This is a genomic window from Streptococcus sp. HMSC10A01 (assembly GCF_001807785.1).
In the GTDB taxonomy this organism is placed as follows: Bacteria; Bacillota; Bacilli; order Lactobacillales; family Streptococcaceae; genus Streptococcus; species Streptococcus gordonii.
Window position 1 is genome coordinate 116,453 of record NZ_KV790962.1, and the last position, 19,403, is coordinate 135,855.

General features: G+C 39.0%; 18 protein-coding genes and 1 pseudogene. 16 read left to right on the plus strand and 3 right to left on the minus strand.

All coding sequences use genetic code 11. The features are described 5' to 3' along the window. Window positions 1-9 precede the first annotated feature (9 nt). Together HMPREF3108_RS01265 and HMPREF3108_RS01270 are read left to right on the plus strand one after the other, a co-directional pair. A complete protein-coding gene (locus HMPREF3108_RS01265; protein WP_008809516.1) occupies window positions 10-1,524 on the plus strand; it encodes a YfcC family protein in 1,515 nt (504 codons plus the stop codon). Between the two features lie 18 nt (window positions 1,525-1,542). Next, window positions 1,543-2,877 (plus strand): dipeptidase, encoded by a 1,335-nt coding sequence (locus HMPREF3108_RS01270; RefSeq protein WP_048777511.1) that lies wholly within the window; start codon window positions 1,543-1,545, stop codon window positions 2,875-2,877. Between the two features lie 36 nt (window positions 2,878-2,913). On the opposite strand, the gene HMPREF3108_RS01275 is transcribed toward HMPREF3108_RS01270, so the two are convergent. Both HMPREF3108_RS01275 and queA read right to left on the minus strand, forming a co-directional pair. Beyond that, window positions 2,914-3,384: an arginine repressor gene (locus HMPREF3108_RS01275; RefSeq protein ID WP_008809514.1), complete on the minus strand. Its 471-nt coding sequence runs from the start codon at window positions 3,382-3,384 to the stop codon at window positions 2,914-2,916. 11 nt (window positions 3,385-3,395) lie between these two features. Continuing rightward, entirely contained in the window at window positions 3,396-4,424 is a 1,029-nt protein-coding gene (queA, locus tag HMPREF3108_RS01280) for a tRNA preQ1(34) S-adenosylmethionine ribosyltransferase-isomerase QueA (protein ID WP_048777510.1), read from the minus strand. 307 nt (window positions 4,425-4,731) lie between these two features. On the opposite strand from queA, the gene nagB reads away from it, so the two are divergent. The 3 genes from nagB to HMPREF3108_RS01295 all read left to right on the plus strand — a co-directional run bounded on the left by nagB (window position 4,732) and on the right by HMPREF3108_RS01295 (window position 8,230). Continuing rightward, complete coding sequence (nagB, locus tag HMPREF3108_RS01285; protein WP_070492937.1) at window positions 4,732-5,439, plus strand: glucosamine-6-phosphate deaminase; 708 nt, start codon at window positions 4,732-4,734, stop codon at window positions 5,437-5,439. 139 nt (window positions 5,440-5,578) lie between these two features. Further along, the gene (locus HMPREF3108_RS01290; protein ID WP_070492939.1) at window positions 5,579-6,961 is read left to right on the plus strand and encodes a DUF1958 domain-containing protein; all 1,383 of its coding nucleotides are present in this window, start codon (window positions 5,579-5,581) and stop codon (window positions 6,959-6,961) included. A gap of 96 nt (window positions 6,962-7,057) precedes the next feature. After that, entirely contained in the window at window positions 7,058-8,230 is a 1,173-nt protein-coding gene (locus tag HMPREF3108_RS01295; RefSeq protein WP_070492942.1) for an MFS transporter, read from the plus strand. A 47-nt stretch (window positions 8,231-8,277) separates the two neighbouring features. On the opposite strand, the gene HMPREF3108_RS01300 is transcribed toward HMPREF3108_RS01295, so the two are convergent. Continuing rightward, entirely contained in the window at window positions 8,278-8,643 is a 366-nt protein-coding gene (locus HMPREF3108_RS01300) for a hypothetical protein (RefSeq protein WP_061596273.1), read from the minus strand. Window positions 8,644-8,842: 199 nt separating this feature from the next. Here HMPREF3108_RS01300 and HMPREF3108_RS01305 point away from each other — a divergent pair, with 199 nt between their 5' ends. From HMPREF3108_RS01305 to pepF, 11 genes and pseudogenes are all read left to right on the plus strand, one after another. Continuing rightward, window positions 8,843-10,276 (plus strand): 6-phospho-beta-glucosidase, encoded by a 1,434-nt coding sequence (locus HMPREF3108_RS01305; protein ID WP_070492945.1) that lies wholly within the window; start codon window positions 8,843-8,845, stop codon window positions 10,274-10,276. A gap of 89 nt (window positions 10,277-10,365) precedes the next feature. Next, complete coding sequence (locus HMPREF3108_RS01310; protein WP_070492948.1) at window positions 10,366-10,605, plus strand: SemiSWEET transporter; 240 nt, start codon at window positions 10,366-10,368, stop codon at window positions 10,603-10,605. 109 nt (window positions 10,606-10,714) lie between these two features. After that, window positions 10,715-11,029: a PTS cellobiose transporter subunit IIB gene (locus tag HMPREF3108_RS01315; RefSeq protein WP_048777506.1), complete on the plus strand. Its 315-nt coding sequence runs from the start codon at window positions 10,715-10,717 to the stop codon at window positions 11,027-11,029. 90 nt (window positions 11,030-11,119) lie between these two features. After that, entirely contained in the window at window positions 11,120-13,072 is a 1,953-nt protein-coding gene (locus tag HMPREF3108_RS01320) for a BglG family transcription antiterminator (RefSeq protein WP_070493006.1), read from the plus strand. 16 nt (window positions 13,073-13,088) lie between these two features. Continuing rightward, the gene (locus HMPREF3108_RS01325; protein ID WP_012130643.1) at window positions 13,089-13,406 is read left to right on the plus strand and encodes a PTS cellobiose transporter subunit IIA; all 318 of its coding nucleotides are present in this window, start codon (window positions 13,089-13,091) and stop codon (window positions 13,404-13,406) included. 27 nt (window positions 13,407-13,433) lie between these two features. Continuing rightward, on the plus strand, window positions 13,434-13,919 hold the full coding sequence (locus HMPREF3108_RS01330; protein ID WP_070492951.1) for a hypothetical protein: 486 nt from the start codon (window positions 13,434-13,436) through the stop codon (window positions 13,917-13,919). 20 nt (window positions 13,920-13,939) lie between these two features. Next, entirely contained in the window at window positions 13,940-15,295 is a 1,356-nt protein-coding gene (gene celB, locus HMPREF3108_RS01335; RefSeq protein WP_070492954.1) for a PTS cellobiose transporter subunit IIC, read from the plus strand. Window positions 15,296-15,387: 92 nt separating this feature from the next. Next, window positions 15,388-16,341, plus strand: coding sequence for a competence protein CoiA (locus tag HMPREF3108_RS01340; protein ID WP_070492957.1), 954 nt, complete (start codon window positions 15,388-15,390; stop codon window positions 16,339-16,341). Between the two features lie 152 nt (window positions 16,342-16,493). Then, window positions 16,494-16,889: a DUF1310 family protein gene (locus HMPREF3108_RS01345; protein WP_070492960.1), complete on the plus strand. Its 396-nt coding sequence runs from the start codon at window positions 16,494-16,496 to the stop codon at window positions 16,887-16,889. Between the two features lie 136 nt (window positions 16,890-17,025). Further along, window positions 17,026-17,411 (plus strand): annotated as a pseudogene (locus HMPREF3108_RS01350) (DUF1310 family protein). Between the two features lie 188 nt (window positions 17,412-17,599). Then, window positions 17,600-19,402 carry an oligoendopeptidase F gene (pepF, locus tag HMPREF3108_RS01355; RefSeq protein WP_070492962.1) on the plus strand — a complete coding sequence of 601 codons (1,803 nt, stop codon included), beginning with the start codon at window positions 17,600-17,602 and terminating at the stop codon, window positions 19,400-19,402. Window position 19,403 lies beyond the last annotated feature (1 nt).

The window sequence follows — 19,403 nt, forward strand, 5'->3', positions numbered from 1 at the left end:
GAGAAAACAATGAGTGAAGAAACAAAAAAAGGGTTTAGGATGCCTTCTTCCTATACCGTGTTGATTATTATCATTGCTGTTATGGCAGCACTAACTTGGATTATTCCGGCTGGTCAGTATGATGTCAACAAAGAAGGAAACCTGATTGCTGGAACATATAAAGAGGTTGCTTCTAACCCTCAAGGGATTTGGGATGTTCTCATGGCACCGATTCGTGCGATGCTTGGACACGAACCTACAAAGGCAGCGATTGACGTTTCCTTCTTTATCCTGATGGTAGGTGGTTTCCTTGGTGTTGTTAATGAAACTGGAACCTTAGATGTAGGGATTGCTTCTATCGTGAAGAAGTACAAAGGCCGTGAAAAAATGTTGATTGTCATCCTTATGCCTCTGTTTGCCCTTGGTGGTACAACTTATGGTATGGGTGAAGAAACTATGGCTTTCTACCCACTTCTTGTTCCTGTTATGATGGCGGTTGGTTTTGATAGTATTACGGCCGTAGCCATTATCTTACTTGGATCTCAAATTGGATGTTTGGCATCCACTCTAAATCCATTTGCAACAGTTATCGCTTCGGATACAGCAGGCGTGCCGACAGCAGATGGTATTGTGCTACGTCTTATCTTCTGGTTTGTAATGGTTGCAATGAGCACTTACTTTGTTTATCGTTATGCGGATAAGATTCAAAAAGATCCTACCAAATCTTTGGTATATAGCCAAAGAGAAGAAGATTTGAAACACTTCAATGTAACAGATAACGATGATGCACCTTCTGTCTTGAGTAAGAAACAAAAACATGTTTTATATCTCTTCATTGCAACATTTGTTATCATGGTTGCCAGCTTTATCCCTTGGACAGACCTTCATATCAATCTTTTTGAAAACTTTAATTCTTGGTTAACAGGTCTTCCTGTAATTGGTAAAATTATTGGTTCTTCAACTGGGGCTTTAGGTACTTGGTACTTCCCAGAAGGCGCAATGCTCTTTGCCTTTATGGGTATCTTGATTGGTATCGTTTATGGTCTTAAAGAAGACAAGATTATCTCAGCCTTCATGAATGGTGCTGCAGACTTGCTCAGTGTTGCCCTTATCGTTGCGATTGCGCGTGGTATCCAAGTTATCATGAACGATGGTATGATTACTGCGACTATCCTTCACTGGGGTGAACAAGGACTTAAAGGTCTGTCATCTCAACTATTCATTATCTTGACTTACATTTTCTACTTGCCAATGTCATTCTTAATCCCATCTTCATCTGGTCTTGCCAGCGCAACAATGGGTATCATGGCACCTCTAGGAGAGTTTGTCAATGTGAAAGGAAGCTTGATTATCACTGCTTACCAATCAGCTTCAGGTGTTCTTAACTTGGTAGCACCAACTTCAGGTATCGTTATGGGAGCTCTTGCTCTTGGCCGTATCAGCCTTGGTACTTGGTGGAAATTCATTGGTAAATTGATTGTAGCCATTATCGTTGTCAGCATTTTGTTGCTTCTCTTGGGTACCTTCATTCCAGCTATTGGTTAAGTGATGTGAGGTGCTTCCATGAAAAATTATCTAACAGAACAAGTAAAAAAAGAATTTCTCGAATCTTTGAAAACTCTTATTTCCTACCCATCTGTTCTTAATGAAAATGAAAATGGAACACCTTTTGGACAAGCTATTCAAGATGTCCTAGAAAAAACTTTAGAAATATGTCGAGGAATAGGCTTTACAACCTATCTCGATCCTAAAGGTTATTATGGATATGCAGAAATCGGTCAGGGAGAAGAACTCCTGGCCGTTCTCTGTCATTTGGATGTTGTTCCATCAGGTGAAGAAGCAGATTGGCAAACACCACCGTTTGAGGCAACTGAAAAAGATGGCTATCTCTTTGGACGTGGTGTTCAAGATGATAAAGGACCATCAATGGCGGCTTTGTATGCAGTTAAAGCATTGCTGGATAGTGGAGTTCGCTTCAAAAAACGGGTGCGTTTCATTTTCGGAACAGATGAGGAAACGCTCTGGCGTTGCATGGGTAGATACAATGAATTGGAAGAAAGGGCGACTCTTGGTTTCGCTCCTGATTCATCCTTCCCATTGACCTATGCTGAAAAGGGGCTTTTACAGGTCAAGTTACATGGACCGGGGTCCGATTTTATCAAACTTGAAGCTGGGGATGCTTTTAATGTTGTACCAGCTAAAGCTAGTTACCAGGGTCCTTTCTTAGAGAAAGTAATTGCGGGCCTAAGAGCAACAGGCTTTGATTACGAAGTATCAGCTAATCAGGTGACGGTTCTTGGTGTTCCAAAACATGCTAAAGATGCTGTTGAGGGAGTCAATGCAATTGTTCGATTGGCTAAAGTACTCCAAGTTCTTGCTCCACATCCTGCTTTAGCTTTTATTGCTGAAGCTGTAGGAGAAGATGCAACAGGAGCCCACTTATTTGGTCCCGTTTCAGATGAACCATCCGGAAGTTTATCTTTTAATATTGCCGGATTGACAGTCAGTTCCGAAAAATCAGAAATCCGAATTGATATTCGAATTCCTGTTTTAGCAGATAAAGAAAAATTAGTTCAAACATTGACCGACAAGGCATCTGATTATCGCTTGGTTTATGAGGAGTTTGATTATCTAGCGCCTTTATATGTACCAAAAGATAGCGAGTTGGTCAGTACTTTGATGAGTATTTATCAAGAAAAAACTGGTGATGATAGTCCAGCTATGTCATCGGGTGGAGCAACCTTTGCTCGTACTATGCCAAACTGTGTTGCCTTTGGTGCTCTTTTCCCTGGTGCTGAGCAGACGGAACATCAGGCTAATGAACGAGCTAAACTAGATGATCTTTACCGAGCGATGGATATCTATGCGGAAACGATCTTCCGTTTGGCTGGAGAATAAAAATAAAAAGGAGTTGAAAATTTCAACTCCTTTTGCTTATTTACTAAAGAAAAATGGTGGGGCAAATTCTTTAAGCTTATCAAAACATTCAATGGCAGATGAATTGTCTTCGCAGATGATCAAACAGACATCATCTCCACAGACAGTTGCAACGATTTGAGGTAATTCCAGTGCATCCAGAATCGCTCCAAATGACTGGGCTAGGCCGGGTAGAGTTTTCATGACCACTTGATTCTGAACGGGCCGTAGCATGATGAGGGCGTCTTCCATATAAAAACGCAGACGCTTCTCCCAGCGAGAAGGAGCAATACTATTTATAACATAGTAAGAAATATTGTTCTCAGTGACCTTGACCAGGTTGAGGGCCTTCATATCACGTGATAAGGTCGATTGGGTAACAATAACACCATTGGCTTCGAGGAGTTCCTGAAGTTCTTGTTGAGTATGGACTTTTTTCTCCATAATCAGGGAACGAATTAAACGATGTCTACTTTCTATTTTGTTCATAAAATTACCTACTATTTGATAAACATAGCGTCTCCAAAGCTGAAGAAGCGGTAGCGCTCAGCAATAGCGTGTTCGTAAGCCTTTAAGGTTAGGTCTCGTCCGGCAAAGGCTGAGACTAGCATAACTAAAGTCGACTTTGGTAAGTGGAAATTGGTTGAAAAGGCGTCGACAATTTGCCACTGGTAGCCTGGTTTGATAAAAATATTGGTCCACCCAGAATCAGCTTGAATATCGCCTTGGAACTTATTTCCGATGGTTTCTAGAGTTCGGATTGAAGTTGTTCCGACAGCGATAACACGGTGACCATTTGCCTTAACCTCACGGAGGGTAGCGGCAGCTTCTTCAGACAAAGTGTAAAATTCAGAATGCATTTCGTGGTCATCTAGATTGTCAACAGAAACGGGTCGGAAGGTGCCAAGTCCGACGTGAAGGGTCAGATAAACCAACTTAACTCCCTTGGCTTCAATTTGTGCAAGCAGTTCTTTAGTAAAATGAAGTCCGGCTGTTGGAGCAGCAGCGGAGCCATTCTCTTTAGCGTAGACAGTTTGGTAGCGTTCGCGATCTGCTAATTTTTCATGAATATAAGGAGGCAGAGGCATTTCACCCAAGCTCTCTAGCACTTCTAAGAAAATCCCTTGATAGTCAAAGCGGACAATCCGTCCCCCGTGTTCTAGTTCATCCACAACCGTAGCTGTCAGTCGACCATCACCAAAGGAAACTTGAGCACCAACTTTCAAACGTTTAGCTGGTTTTGCTAAGACCTCCCAATGATCTCCCTCGGTGTTTTTTAAAAGTAAGAGTTCAACGTGACCACCAGTTCCAGGTTTCTCACCGTAGAGACGAGCAGGCAGGACCCGAGTGTTATTCATGACAAGGGCGTCGCCAGGCTGGAGTTGATCAATAATTGAGTCAAAATGCTGGTCAGAAAATTCTCCGCTTGATCGGTCTACAACCAATAAACGGGAGGCATCGCGTTTTTCAAGAGGAGTTTGGGCAATAAGCTCCTCTGGTAAGTGAAAGTCAAAATCGGAAGTGTTCATTATTTCTCCTTAAACAGTCCATATAATCCATAAAAAGTAAGCACAACATAAAATTGGAAGGCTCGTTAGTAAAATCCCAATACAAAGAGCTATCATTCTTAATGTTTTGATGGCTCTAAAAAATAGGCTGAGTACGAGAAAGACAACACCCAGTAAAAATAAAAGTAATAAATACAGTAACATTCTTATATTATATCACGATTTTATCTTTCTTTGCTGGCAAAATTTAAAATATGGAAATTTCTATCTTGACAAAAATTGGTCTATACCATATAATAATATTAGAGAAAAGTTCAGGAGGATTCTGATGAAAATTATTCAAGTAGCTGACCAAAATGAAGGCGGGAAAGTAGCAGTAGAAATCTTAAGAAGCAAGCTAGCAGAAGGCGCTAAAACACTTGGTTTAGCTACTGGTAGTAGTCCGCTTAGTTTCTATAAGGAATTAATTGAAAGCGATATTGATCTCTCTGATTTAGTCAGTGTAAATCTAGATGAGTATGTTGGCTTAGAGGCTGATGATCCCCAATCTTACCATTACTTTATGAATGAAAACCTTTTTTCTCATAAACCTTTTAAAAAGAGTTTTTTACCAAATGGCAAAGCTGAGGATGCTGAAGAAGAGACAGCAGCTTACAACAGAATTTTATCGGAGAATCCAGTCGATTTCCAAATTTTAGGGATTGGAACCAATGGTCATATCGGTTTTAATGAGCCAGGAACAAGTTTTGATAGTCAAACCCACCTGGTTGATTTGACTCCTTCCACAATCGAAGCAAATGCTCGTTTCTTCGAAACGATTGACCAAGTTCCGACCCAGGCAATTTCGATGGGGATTGCAAATATTATGGCTGCCAAGTCAATTGTCTTGTTTGCTTATGGGAAAGGAAAAGCTCAGGCAATTGCTGGAACAGTAGCAGGACCTGTTACTGAGGAGTTGCCAGCCAGCGTACTCCAGAGACATGAGGATGTTACGATTATTGCAGATGCTGAAGCACTTAGCCTATTAGATAACTAAAAATTCCTGCCTGTTTATCAGGTGGGATTTTTTTGAAAAAATATATCTACTTTTCAGATGTATTTTCTAAAATATTTTCTATTTTGTTTGGGAAATATGATATACTAATTAGTAACGATGAAAAATTAGGAGGCTTCTGGTGAAGAAGAAATGGTTAGCACTTGTTTGCTTGGTAACATTATTATTTGGGGCAGCTACAGTTAGTGCAGATGAGCTCATGGATATTACTCGGAAAGCTTATCCAGACGTAAAAGATATCAACCGTCCCAGATCTTCACTGATTATAGATGGGAACACGGGAGATGTCCTTTGGCAGGATAACATTGATGAAGTTCGAGATCCAGCGAGTATGAGTAAATTGATGACACTTTATCTTTTGTTTGAGGCTATGGGGCAAGGAAAGCTTTCAGAAGATACCATCATCAAAGCTAGCCAGACAGACCAGAATATTGCTGGAATTTATGAAATTTCCAATAACAAAATTGTGGCGGGTGTAGATTATACAATATCTGAGCTGATAACTATGACAGTCGTTCCTTCTTCTAATGCAACGACGGTTATGATTGCGAATTACTTATCTAATAATGATCCAGACGCTTTTTTGGACCAAATGAATAGTAAGGCTAAAGAACTTGGCATGACCAATACACATTGGTACAATGCGAGTGGAGCGGCGGCTTCATCCTTTAAAGGCTTCTACACTCCTCAACGATATGATAATAATGCGGCCAACCAGACAACAGCTCGCGATCTAGCAATCCTTGCTTATAATTTTGTTAAGAAATATCCTGGTATTTTAAAATACACAAACAAGCCAGTAGTTACTGTCAAAAAAGGAACACCTTATGAAGAAACCTTTGAGACATACAATTACTCAGTCCCAGGAGCCAAGTATGGACTGGAAGGAGTGGATGGCTTAAAAACAGGTTCCAGTCCTAGAGGAGCCTTCAACTATATTGCAACTGTCAAACGTGGTGAACAACGTATTATCAGTGTGATTATGGGGGTCGGAGATTGGTCTGATCAGGATGGTGAGTACTATCGTCATCCATTTGGAAATGCTTTGATTGAAAAAGCCTACGCAGATTACGAATATAAGAAACTCTTGACTGCAGGAGAGCACAAAATTGATGGAAAAACCTATAAGCTTGAAAAAGATTTTTATGGGACTGTCAAAAAAGGAACGAATCCAAAGCTAGTTGTGAAGGATGGCGTTTTGGAAGTCGATAATGGACTTTTAACCCTGTCTACATTAATTAGCGATGGAATGAAAGTCGAAATGGCTGACGATGGAGACTCACCAGTTATGGATTCTAAAAATGATCAAGGAGCAAATTCTTCAAATAAGGCAAAATCTGGACTTTTATTAGATCCCAAATTGCTTTTATTAGTTCCAGTCTTGGTACTTTTTGCGATTGTTTTTCTTGAATCTGGTCGAAGAAAAAAACGGAATCGACCTCTTGCTGGACGCGATAACCTGGAAGATGATTCTCAGAATTATTCGCGTCGAAATGGGCGATAATGTATAGTGGCTGGGATTTCCCAGCCCTTTTGTAATGTTAGAAATACACTCCAATGTTTTTTAATAAGATTTAATATTATAAAGAATGAGAGAACGATGTTTAAAAAGTTTTATAATAGCTATCTAGCTTATATCCTGGTTTATACTTTTTATTTTTTATCCTTTGCCTTGTTTTCAAGCTTGATTTCAGTTTATATGTTGGGGTTGGGCTTTTCAGCTGGTCAGACATCTGTGGTCGTATCGGTCGCTTTTTTTGCTTCGATGCTGGCTCAACCGGTTATGGGAATTTTGAATGACCGCTTGAGTATCAAGAAGGTGACCCTGTTTAGCTTTGGAGCCATTATCTTTATTGCAATCTATTTTATGCAAGTTAGAGATTTGTTAGGCTTAACTATTGGATACAGTTTGGTGGTTATGCTGATTAATGGTGTCAATCCAGTTATGGATGTACTTGCTGCACGAAGTCCCTATACTTATGGAAAAATTCGAATCTGGGGAACGATTGGCTATGCTTTAGGTTCTCAACTGGCTGGTGTACTGTACCAGTATGTTTCTCCTATGGCTATTTTTATTGCTTTCATCGGAGCAATGATCATTACAATTGTCGGTGTCCTTTCCATTAAAATCCGCTCTGAATCCCCCAAATCAGATGAAGTCCCCAAAACCAAGAAAGACTCTTATATCAGTCAGATTTTGACCAATAAAACCTATCTCTACTATTTACTGATTGTTGCTCTTTATTCAGGAGTTGGAAATGCAGGTCATACTTATATTCCTGCCATGTTGCAGCATAGCGGTCTGAGTGTTGGAATGGCCTCAACAGTTGTATCAATTTCTGTTATCTGTGAGTCACCACTGATCTTTTATTCTTATCTTTTTATGGATAAGCTGTCTGCTAAAAAGCTCTTATTGTGTCCGTTACTGATTATGTTAGTCCAATACATAATTTATGGCCTCAATCTAGGGCTAGCCTCTAAAATCATTTTGACCCTGGCTTCTAAGCATGTTTCAGGTATGCTTCTCATTATGGTCACTTTAAAGATTGTCTCGGCAATTGTAGACTCCAAGTACTTAGTGACTGCTATTGCCCTAGTACAGACGGTTAGAAGTCTTGGCTCCATTTTTATTCAACATTTTGCTGGAGCTGTTATTGATGCAGCGGGATATGAGATGATGAGCTTCTTTCTAGCAGGTTTAATGGTCTTGGTGATAGCTTTAGCTTGGTTTTTAAAGGTACCCGAAAAAGAAGACCAGAAGTTGTTTTCATAAAAAAGGAGCTAGGGTTTATCCTAGTCTCCTTTTTCTATTCTTATGATTTAGAATCTGATTGCTGCAGAAGCAACTTTCATTGTTTCTGGTACAGTAACAAGCACTTGGCCAGGATTCAGATGATATTCCTTTTCTATCCAGTTTTGAAGCTCTCTGTCTGAGAGTTTTGAGAATCCTTTGAAGTAATTAGCTTCAGGAAAGTATTCCCATTTACCTGTTTTAAGGAAGTTTGGATTGTCTAGTAAGGGAGGAATGCTGTCCAAATGCTCAAATCGAATCAGAGTATAGTAGGTATTTCCCCGCGATAGTATATTGCTTTTTAAGAGAATGGATAGCTTAAAAAAGCCATAACAAATAGCAGGTATCAGAATGACCATGCCTAAAAAACTAAATAAAAATGTTAAGAAAGACATAAATTTAAACCACCTTTCCTTTAGTCTATTTATGTTGAGAGCATTATAACACTTCCTGAAAACGCTGTCAAATTTTTGTTCTATTTTTTAAAGGATAAAATAAAAGCTTTTTTCCGTTTTGATATGGAAAATCTTGCTATTCAAAATAGCGCTTTCTTTTCCTATAATGGAAGTAGTAAAAACTAGGAGGAAATGCAAAATGTCAACATTTAAAGATGGATTTCTCTGGGGTGGAGCTGTTGCAGCCCACCAATTGGAAGGTGGCTGGCAGGAAGGTGGGAAAGGTATTAGTGTAGCTGATGTTATGACTGCAGCTCGCCATGGAGTGCCTCGAGAAATCACGCCGGGCGTCCTAGAAGGCAAGTACTACCCTAATCACGAGGCCATTGATTTTTATCATCGTTATAAGGGAGATATCGCTCTTTTTGCGGAAATGGGCTTTAAGTGTTTTCGGACTTCTATTGCCTGGACGCGGATTTTTCCTAAGGGAGATGAAAAGGAGCCTAATGAAGCTGGTCTCCAATTTTATGACGACCTTTTTGATGAATGTCTCAAATATGGTATTGAGCCTGTTATCACTTTGTCTCACTTTGAAATGCCTTATCATCTAGTAACCGAGTACGGTGGTTGGAAAAATCGTCAGGTGATTGACTTCTTTGTTCGTTTTGCAGAAGTTGTTTTTAAGCGTTATAAGGACAAAGTCAAATACTGGATGACTTTCAATGAAATCAATAACCAAGCTAATTATCAGGAGGATTTTGCTCCCTTCACCAACTCTGGGATTGTCTACAAGGAAGGCGATGATCGTGAAGCAATCATGTATCAGGCTGCTCATTATGAGCTAGTGGCTTCAGCGCGTGCAGTTAAGGTTGGTCACGAAATCAATCCTGACTTCCAAATTGGTTGTATGATTGCCATGTGTCCTATTTATCCGGCTACTTGCAATCCGAAGGATATTCTCATGGCTATGAAAGCTATGCAGAAGCGTTATTACTTTACAGATGTGCATGTCTTTGGTCAATATCCTAAGCATATTCTCAAATACTGGGAAAGAAAGGGTATCAAGGTGGACTTTAGCGAGCAGGATCAGGAAGACTTGCTGGCGGGCACTGTTGACTATATTGGCTTTAGCTACTACATGTCCTTTGCTATTGACTCCCATCGGGAGAATAACCCTTACTTCGACTATATAGAGACTGAAGACTTGGTTAAAAATAACTTCGTTGAGGCTTCTGAATGGGAATGGCAGATTGACCCAGAAGGTTTACGCTATGCTCTCAACTGGTTTACCGATCATTATCATCTACCGCTTTTCATTGTGGAAAATGGCTTTGGTGCCATTGACCAGGTGGAAGAGGACGGTATGGTTCACGATGATTACCGGATTGACTATCTGGGCGCCCATATCCGCGAGATGAAAAAGGCCGTAGTAGAAGACGGTGTGGATCTCATGGGCTACACGCCTTGGGGCTGTATTGACCTAGTGTCAGCAGGTACGGGTGAAATGCGCAAACGCTACGGCTTTATCTATGTTGACAAGTATGATGATGGCAAGGGAACCTATGAACGCTCACCGAAGAAGTCCTTTAACTGGTATAAGGAAGTCATTGCATCAAATGGAGCTAATCTTTAGTAAGCTATAAAATTACCACAAAATATAGAGGAGGAGATGGTAAGTGTGCTGTTTTCCGCCTCTTTTTTTGGAAAAATTAGGAGAAAAACATGATTGGAAGTATTGCAGCAGTTTTAACAACCTTCGCCTTTTTGCCACAGGTCATTAAGGTCATCAAAACGAAAGATACCGAATCTATAGCGCTTGGTATGTATCTGATGCAGGTTCTAGGAATCGCCTTATGGTTAGCACATGGCCTAGTCATTCAGGATTTACCGCTCATTTTAGCTAATAGTGTTTCTTTTATTCTTTCAGGAATAATTTTAGTCTATAAAATAAGATATAAGTAGCTGTTTAGAAACCATTTCCGTTTCGATACGGAAAAAGCTTAAATGGAGATTGATAACGTTTTCATATATAATTGAGTTATCAAAAATAAGTTTTAAAAGGAGAATGATCATGTCAAAAGCATTAATTATCTGCGCGGCAGGAATGTCTTCATCACTGATGGCAAAGAAAACAACAGAGTTTTTGAAAGCGAAAGGAGAAGATGTTGAAGTAGATGCCATTAGCGCGACTGAAGGTGGTAAGGCTATTGCAGATGCAAAATTTGATCTTTATTTAATTAGTCCTCAAACTAAAATGTACTATAAACAGTTTGAAGATGCTGCCGCTAAAGTAGGAAAACCAATCGTTCAAATTCCTCCTCAAGCCTATATTCCAATTCCAATGGGTATTGAAAAAATGGCTAATTTGATTAAAGAAAATATTTAAGTGGTAAACTAGAGGTAGTGACAACTGATTTTGTAAAGAAGGAGGATAAGTGTTTTGCATCAAAAAGAAAAAATAATTCTTCAGTATTTGATGGATAATGCCGACCAATACATCACTAGTATGGAATTGGCTACACACTTAACCTGTTCGGATAGAACTGTTAGAAACTACCTCAAAAGTTTAGTCGGGATGCCTACTAGCCAAACTGGCTGGAAAATTATTGCTAAACAGGGGCATGGCTATCGATTCATTATTGATAATAAAGATGTATACCAAAAATTTCTTCAAAAAGAAGTATTGGGAGAAGCGTCAACAGAAGCTATTGAAGGAATCGATGATCGATATAATTATATCCTAAATAAGCTCCTCTTTGAGCAGGAATCCATTTATTTTGATGATTTGGCTGACGAATTATATGTTAGTCGATCTACCTTGTCTTCTGATTTTAAAAAGATTCGACAGGATTTATCCAAGTACGACTTAGAAATCGAAAGTAAGCCTAAACGTGGTGTCTATGTCACAGGAGATGAGCGTAATATTAGACGGTTTATTATTGAATTTTTCTTTCATGACAAATTTTTCCAAATTCTTCATAATTATATTAAGCTAGAGGTTTCTGGTAGACCGATTAGCCTTGAAGAATTAACAATTATCGTCCTTGATGAATGCCGGGAAGGTCAATTAAAACTCTCTGATTTTGTCATTCAAAACTTAGTCATTCACATAGCTCTTTCTCTCAAAAGAATTGGAGAAGGCTTTCAGATTAAGCAATTAGATAGTTGGTCAATGGATGAATATAGGGAAGAAGGCAAAATTGCAGAGAAGATCTTAAAACGCGTCTATCATTCAACGGGACTCAAATTTCCAAAAGAAGAAGTGGATTATATAACTCTGCACCTGGTTTCAAAGGGAAATTTACAAACGAATAAGTGTGAAAAAGAAGATGTTGCTCAGCAAATCAGAAAGCAATTATTATTTGTTTTAGAGCAAAGTAATTTTACACATGAATACCCCTTCAAGAATGATTTTCAATTAATAGAAGGTTTGGTTGCTCATTTGTCTACCCTCTTTGTACGGCTGAAAAATCATGTCAAAATGGACAATCCTCTTTTGGCAGAAATCCAAAATCATTATGCAGGAGTCTTAGAAATGACAGGCAATATTTTATCGGCCATGCCGATATTTGCTAACGAAAAATTGTCTGCCGATGAAGTGGCTTATGTAGCTCTACATTTTATGACTTCTTTGGAGCGCCTGAAAGAAAAACAAAAGTTTAATATACTAGTCATCTGTGCAACTGGCTATGGCTCAGCCCAAATGATTAAACATCGAATTGATAATGAATTGGGGAACCTGGTTCGTATTGTTGATGTGATTGGTTACTACGAAATAAATGATGAACGTCTAAAAAATATTGATTTTATCATATCTTCTATAGATTTATCAAACCTGGTCTTTAATATTCCGGTTTTTACTGTCAGTATCTTTCTTAATTCGGATGAAATTAGGGAAATCAGACATAAAATTTCTTTGTTAAAACCGATAAAAAACTACAAGTTAGACCAAGAAACTAATGTAGTTGAGTCGGATCAAGAGAGAATATTTGATGCTTATTTCTCACCTGAATGTTTTGCTGTACTTAATGAAGTTAATAAAGATCAAGTAATAGACAGTCTTTTACAAAGAATGTCCCAGGGAGAAGATGAACAATTTGTACCTAAAATGAAGGACCTGATTGAGCAAAGGGAAGAGATGAGTTCGATTGTTTTTTCTGATACTGTTGCTGTTCCCCATCCAATCAAAGCTTATGCGAAAGGTCATAAGATTGGAGTTGCACTCGTACCTGAAGGAGTAGTGTGGTCTCCAGAGTATCCAAAGATAAAACTGGTATTCCTCCCTTCGCCTTCCGTTTTTGGGAACGAAGACTTATCTAACCTGACTTCCAAAATTATCCTCTTGCTTGAGCAAGAAGAGCTACAAGAACAGATGATCAACTGTCAAACTTTCACAGACTTTAAAAAACTATTTCTCAGAATTCGATAACGTAAGGAGGCTTTTTATGAATCAAGAAGAGCTACAAGTGGTCGCTTTTGAAATTATTTTGAATAGTGGCAATGCTAGAGCGACCGTCCATGAAGCATTTTCGGAAATGCGTGAGGGTCATTATGCTGAAGCAGAGGAAAAATTAGAGCTAGCTAATACAGAATTAGTAGAAGCCCATCGAGCTCAGACAAAGTTATTGCAGGATTATGCAAGTGGAATTGAGATGAAGATGGAAATCATTATGGTTCATGCTCAAGACCACCTTATGACAACTATGACGCTTCGGGAAGTAGCTCTTGAGATGCTGAGTCTATATCGTAAGATTGAACAATAAGACAAACTGGATGAAGGGGAGTGGAACATGCAAACACAAGAGCAAAAACGGAAAGAAAATAGCCTGAAATCGACTTATTTCAACCGTTATTTGATGCTGAGATATTCTTTAGCAGCCATGTTTTTTGGAAATTTGTACTGGTTGCTTGTCCAGCTCTTTAACTGGACTTTATATGCAGTCATTCCTATCGTTTTACTGATTTCATCTATACTAGCAATAGCTGAGCAGTTTAAAATGTATGGCACAAAAGAAGTTTATTTGACTAAAACAAGATTGTTTTTCAATTTACAATTAATCGTTCAAATTCTATTGATCGCTCTTGTATTATGCACTGATCAAATCTCGATCATTTTTCCTATCTTCACTGCTAAGCTAAATAGCAAGTTGTTTATTGCTTTCATACTGGGGGTAGGCCTGTTGATTAGTCTTTTTAGCCTTCATAGAATAAGATTAATTTTGGAAGGTCGAGATCGAGCTTTGTTAAGACTTCAGCAATTAGAAAAAATAATGTAAAAATATAAGGAGGTTTCGTTATGGAACAACAAGGAGGACTATTTGGTTTCTTAGAGAAATATCTCATGGGACCAATGGGGAAAATTGCTCAGTACAAAATAGTGCGGGCGATCACAGCTGCAGGTATGGGGGCAGTACCATTTACCATTGTTGGCTCAATGTTTTTAGTATTTAGTGTGCTGCCACAATCCTTCTCATTCTGGCCAATCGTTGCAGATATTTTTGCAGCTTCATTTGATAAGTTCCAATCGCTCTACATGATTGCCTATTATGCAACTATGGGTGTCTTATCACTTTATTTCGTTCTAGCTATGGGCTATGAATTGACAAAGATTTATGCCGAAGAAGAAGGTCTAAACATGAATCCGCTCAACGGAGCTATGTTGTCTCTTTTTGCCTTCATCATGACCATCCCTCAAATTGTTTTTGAAAAAGGTGCTATGACAGCGGTGACTAGTCTCAAAAAAGGTGCTGTTATTGCTGATGGTTGGGCAATTAGTAATGGAGTGACTCGTTTTGGCACAACAGGTATTTTCACAGCCATTATCATGGCGGTGGTAACCGTTCAGATCTACCGTCTCTGTCTCAAGAAAAACTGGGTCATCAAGATGCCTGAAGCTGTTCCAGAAGGTGTGTCTCGTGGTTTTTCTGCTTTGATTCCTGGTTTTGTAGTTGCCTTTACAGTTCTCTTCATCAATGGTGCTCTTGTGATGATGGGGACAGACATCTTCAAAGTGATTGCGATTCCTTTTAGCTTTGTAACTCACTTAACCAATTCATGGATTGGTTTGATGATCATCTATTTCTTGACCCAATTGCTATGGATTGTTGGGATTCACGGTGCAAACATTATCTTTGCCTTTGTTAATCCAATTGCCCTTGCAAATATGGCAAGTAATGCATCAGAGGGAACCCGTTTCATTGTAGCCGGCGAGTTTTCTAATATGTTTGTTATTGCAGGTGGTTCTGGTGCGACTCTAGGTCTATGTATCTGGCTTGCAACTCGTGCCAAATCTGAGCAATTAAGCGCTATTGGTAAGGCTTCAATCGTTCCCGGTATCTTTAACATCAACGAACCTCTTATTTTTGGTATTCCTATTATTTACAACCCTACCCTAGCTGTACCATTTATTTTGGCACCAATGACCTCAGCTACCATCTACTATTTAGCGATGGAGCTAAACTTGATCAAGGCAGTCTTTGGCCAAGTTCCTTGGCCAACTCCTGTCGGAATAGGAGCCTTCTTGGGAACAGGTGACCTAAAAGCGATAATTGTAGCCCTTGTCTGTGCTCTAGCAGCCTTCTTAGTCTACTATCCATTCATCCGTGCTTATGACAAAAAGCTTCTTAAAGAAGAACAAGGAGCAAGTCTTTAATAAGCGCAGTTAGATATAGAAAAAGAGAAACTTGATAACGAGTTTCTCTTTTCTTTTACGAATAAAGGAGGTAAATGTTTGAGGAGGTGTTCATGTTTTCAGCGCGTGATAAGGATGGGAAGATCCTTCATTTACTAAAGGAGTCATCCGTTTCAAAAGGAGATTATTTTTGCCCAGGGTGTGGAGGGCCTGTCCGTTTGAAAAAGGGGAAGATCATGCAGCCTCATTTTGCACATATTCGTTTATCCGACTGCCATTATAGTGTCGAAAATGAAAGTAGAGAACATCTAAACCTTAAGGCGGCCCTTTTTCGCTGGGCCAATCAAACGACTGGGGTAGATGTAGAAGTGTTTTTACCAGACTTGCAACAGGTAGCGGATGTCTTAGTTGATGAGCGCCTTGCTTTAGAGGTTCAGTGTAGCAGTCTTTCTCAAGATAGACTTTGGGAGCGGAGTCAAAGATATCGCCAAGCTGGCTATCAAGTTCTCTGGCTTTTGGGAAAGAAACTCTGGCTCAGGCAAACACTAACCCCCTTGCAGAAGCAATTCCTATATTTCAGTCAAAACATGGGTTTTCATATCTGGGAATTGGACGAGGAAAGAAAGACACTAAGGCTGAAGTATTTGATTCATGAAGACTTTCATGGGAGAATCCAGTATAAAGAAAAAGAATTTCCTTTTGAAAAAGGAGAATTATTAGATATCTTACGCCTGCCTTTTAGCAAGCAGGAAATGAGTAGTTTCTTAGTGAAGTCAGATCCTGATATTTGTCACTATATCCGTCAGCAACTCTATTATCGAAATCCCAAGTGGATGAAAATACAGGCCAGCTATTATCAAAAAGAAAAAAATCTTTTAACCATGTCCAGAGAAGAATTTTATCCGCAAGTGCGCCCGATTCGTTCAGACCAGCCCTTGTGTCAGATTTCCCAAGACCTATCTACTTATTATGAAAACTTTCAGAGTTATTATCAAAATTCTCCAGATAAAAAGTACCAGATTGTCTACCCACCAGCCTTTTACGCAAGTTTAGATCAGTCTTGCTGAAAATTGGTGTAGCCCAGTTGTCTATTTTTGGGGCATTCTAGAATCTATCAAAATCGTGTATAATAAAATAAACTTACTACCAAATGGATTAAGACGTTAGACTTTATATTAAGTCTCCGTCCCAAAAGGTATCAGAAGTAAAAGGAGCCATCATGAAGAAAATTTTTGTCATCTTTTTGAGTATTCTAACGATCAGTTCAGGCATGATTTTAGGAGCTTGTAGTGTGGTAAACAGTCAGTCAGAAAAAAAGAATGAAAATATGCAAATGATTAAACTAGTAGAAAGTAAAGAGGCTGAAAAAGCATTTTATCATTGGTTTACTTATGTTGATCCTCGAGCATTTAAAAAAGAGGGCTTTATACAAAGTTATGAAATAGATAGAAGCTCAGTTTCAAAAAATCCAATGAGTGGGATAGACTTCAATATTATAATAAATGGAAATTCTGATTTTATTATCAGTTGCAATATAAATAAAAATAGTGACGGAGAGATAGAAAGCACTAGTGCCACTTATTCTGATAAGTTATCCCAAGCATTGGAAAGATAGGAGTTTGGCAAGGTATTAATAGATGATGAATAATTAAATGATAAGCAATATGTGGATATTGCATTAAGAGAATATCGTATTGATTCAAAAACTAAGGATGTGGTAATTGGGGAAGAGGGAAACGAAAGGGGTCGTCATGAAGAAAATGATTGTCATCATTCTGAGTATTCTAACTGTCAGTTCAGGCATGATTTTAGGAGTTTGTAGTGTGGTAAACAGTCGTTCAGAAAAAGAAGAAATGCTTCAGATTGCGCAAAGTCGAAAAGCTAAAAAGTTAGTTGAGGAAATGTTAAGGAAGAAAGATCCTGAAGCGTTAACAGAAAAGGGGATAATAAAAAAATATACAATAAATGAAAAAATCTTAAATATAATCCTATGGGTGGCTTAATAGTTGAGATTATAATAAACGATGACCCGGAATTAACAATTACCACAACATTGATGGAAGAGTCTGATGGAAAGCTAGAGCATTCAGGTTATGTAATCTCTGGTGAACTCGCAAAGAAATTGAGAGGAGAATAATATGGCGTATGATAAATAATTTAGTGATAAGAAAAACGACCTCTTTGGATCCGAGTCCTACATCGTAGGGAAACGGATCCAAAGATTTTTTAATATGCTTTATCAATTGAAATATACAGCCATTTTCAAACTTGAGTTTTATATAAACAAGGAATTTGTGATAAAATAAAAGGAATGGAGGATTTTTTATGGCTAAACAAAGAAATGAAATTGAAGAAAAATATACATGGGATTTAAGTACGATTTTCCCTACAGATGAAGCCTTTGAGACTGAATTTGCTCAGGTTTCTGAAGAATTAAAAAATGCAAGTAATCTAGCAGGACATCTGCTGGATTCGGCAGAAAGCCTTTTGACAACAACGGAAATTCAATTAGATTTGATGCGACGTATTGAGAAACTTTATTCCTATGCTCACATGAAGAATGACCAGGATACTCGTGTGGCAAAATATCAGGAATACCAAGCTAAAGGAATGACTATTTACAGTGAGTTTGGCCAAACTTTTGCTTTCTATGAGCCAGAATTCATGGAAATTACAGAAGATCAATACCAAGCTTTTTTGGCTGAAAAACCTGAACTACAAACCTATCAACATTATTTTGATAAGCTTTTGCAGAAGAAGGAACACATCCTGACCCAGCGTGAAGAGGAGTTGTTGGCTGGTGCTGGAGAAATCTTTGGTGCTGCCAGTGAAACCTTTGCTATTTTGGACAATGCGGATATCGTCTTTCCGGTGGTTCACAATGAAAAGGGCGAAGAAGTCCAGTTGACACATGGAAACTATATTTCTTTAGTAGAGTCTAAAAATCGGGAAGTTCGTAAGGAAGCTTATGAAGCTCTTTATAGCGTTTATGAACAGTATCAGCATACTTATGCCAAGACCTTGCAGACAAATGTTAAGGTTCAAAATTACAATGCGAAAGTCCGCAAGTTCTCATCTGCCCGTGAGGCGGCCTTATCGGCTAACTTTATCCCGGAAAGTGTCTATGATAGCTTGGTTTCTGCTGTAGACAAACACCTTCCGCTTTTACAGCGTTATATTGCCTTGCGAGCAAAGATTTTGGGTATTTCTGATTTGAAGATGTACGATTTGTACACGCCTTTGTCAGAAACAGATTACAAATTCACTTATGAGGAAGCCTTGGCTAAGTCTGAGGAAGTCTTGGCAATTTTGGGTGAGGACTATTTGAGTCGAGTGAAGACAGCCTTCTCAGAGCGCTGGATTGATGTTTATGAAAATCAAGGTAAGCGCTCAGGAGCATACTCAGGAGGATCTTATGATACCAATGCCTTTATGTTGCTCAACTGGCAGGATACACTAGATAATCTTTTTACCTTGGTGCACGAGACAGGTCACAGTATGCACTCCAGCTATACTCGCGAAACCCAGCCTTATGTCTATGGAGACTACTCTATCTTCCTAGCTGAGATTGCTTCAACGACCAATGAAAATATCTTGACAGAGAAACTCTTAGAAGAAGTAGAAGACGACGCAACTCGCTTTGCGATTCTCAATCACTTCTTGGATGGCTTTAGAGGTACGGTCTTCCGTCAAACCCAGTTTGCGGAGTTTGAGCATGCTATCCACAAGGCTGATCAAGAAGGACAAGTGTTGACTAGCGAGTTTCTCAATGAGCTATATGCAGACTTAAACGAGAAATACTACGGCTTGAAAAAAGAAGACAATCCGCAGATTCAGTATGAATGGGCACGCATTCCTCACTTCTACTATAATTATTATGTTTTCCAATACTCTACAGGATTTGCAGCTGCCTCGGCCTTGGCCGAAAAGATTGTCCATGGTAGCCAAGAAGACAAGGACAAATATCTGGACTATCTCAAAGCTGGGAACTCTGACTATCCGCTCAATGTCATCAAAAAAGCAGGTGTGGATATGGAAAAAGAAGACTATCTAAATGCAGCCTTTGCAGTCTTCGAACGCCGCTTGAATGAATTTGAAGCTTTGGTAGAAAAGTTGGGATTAGCATAAG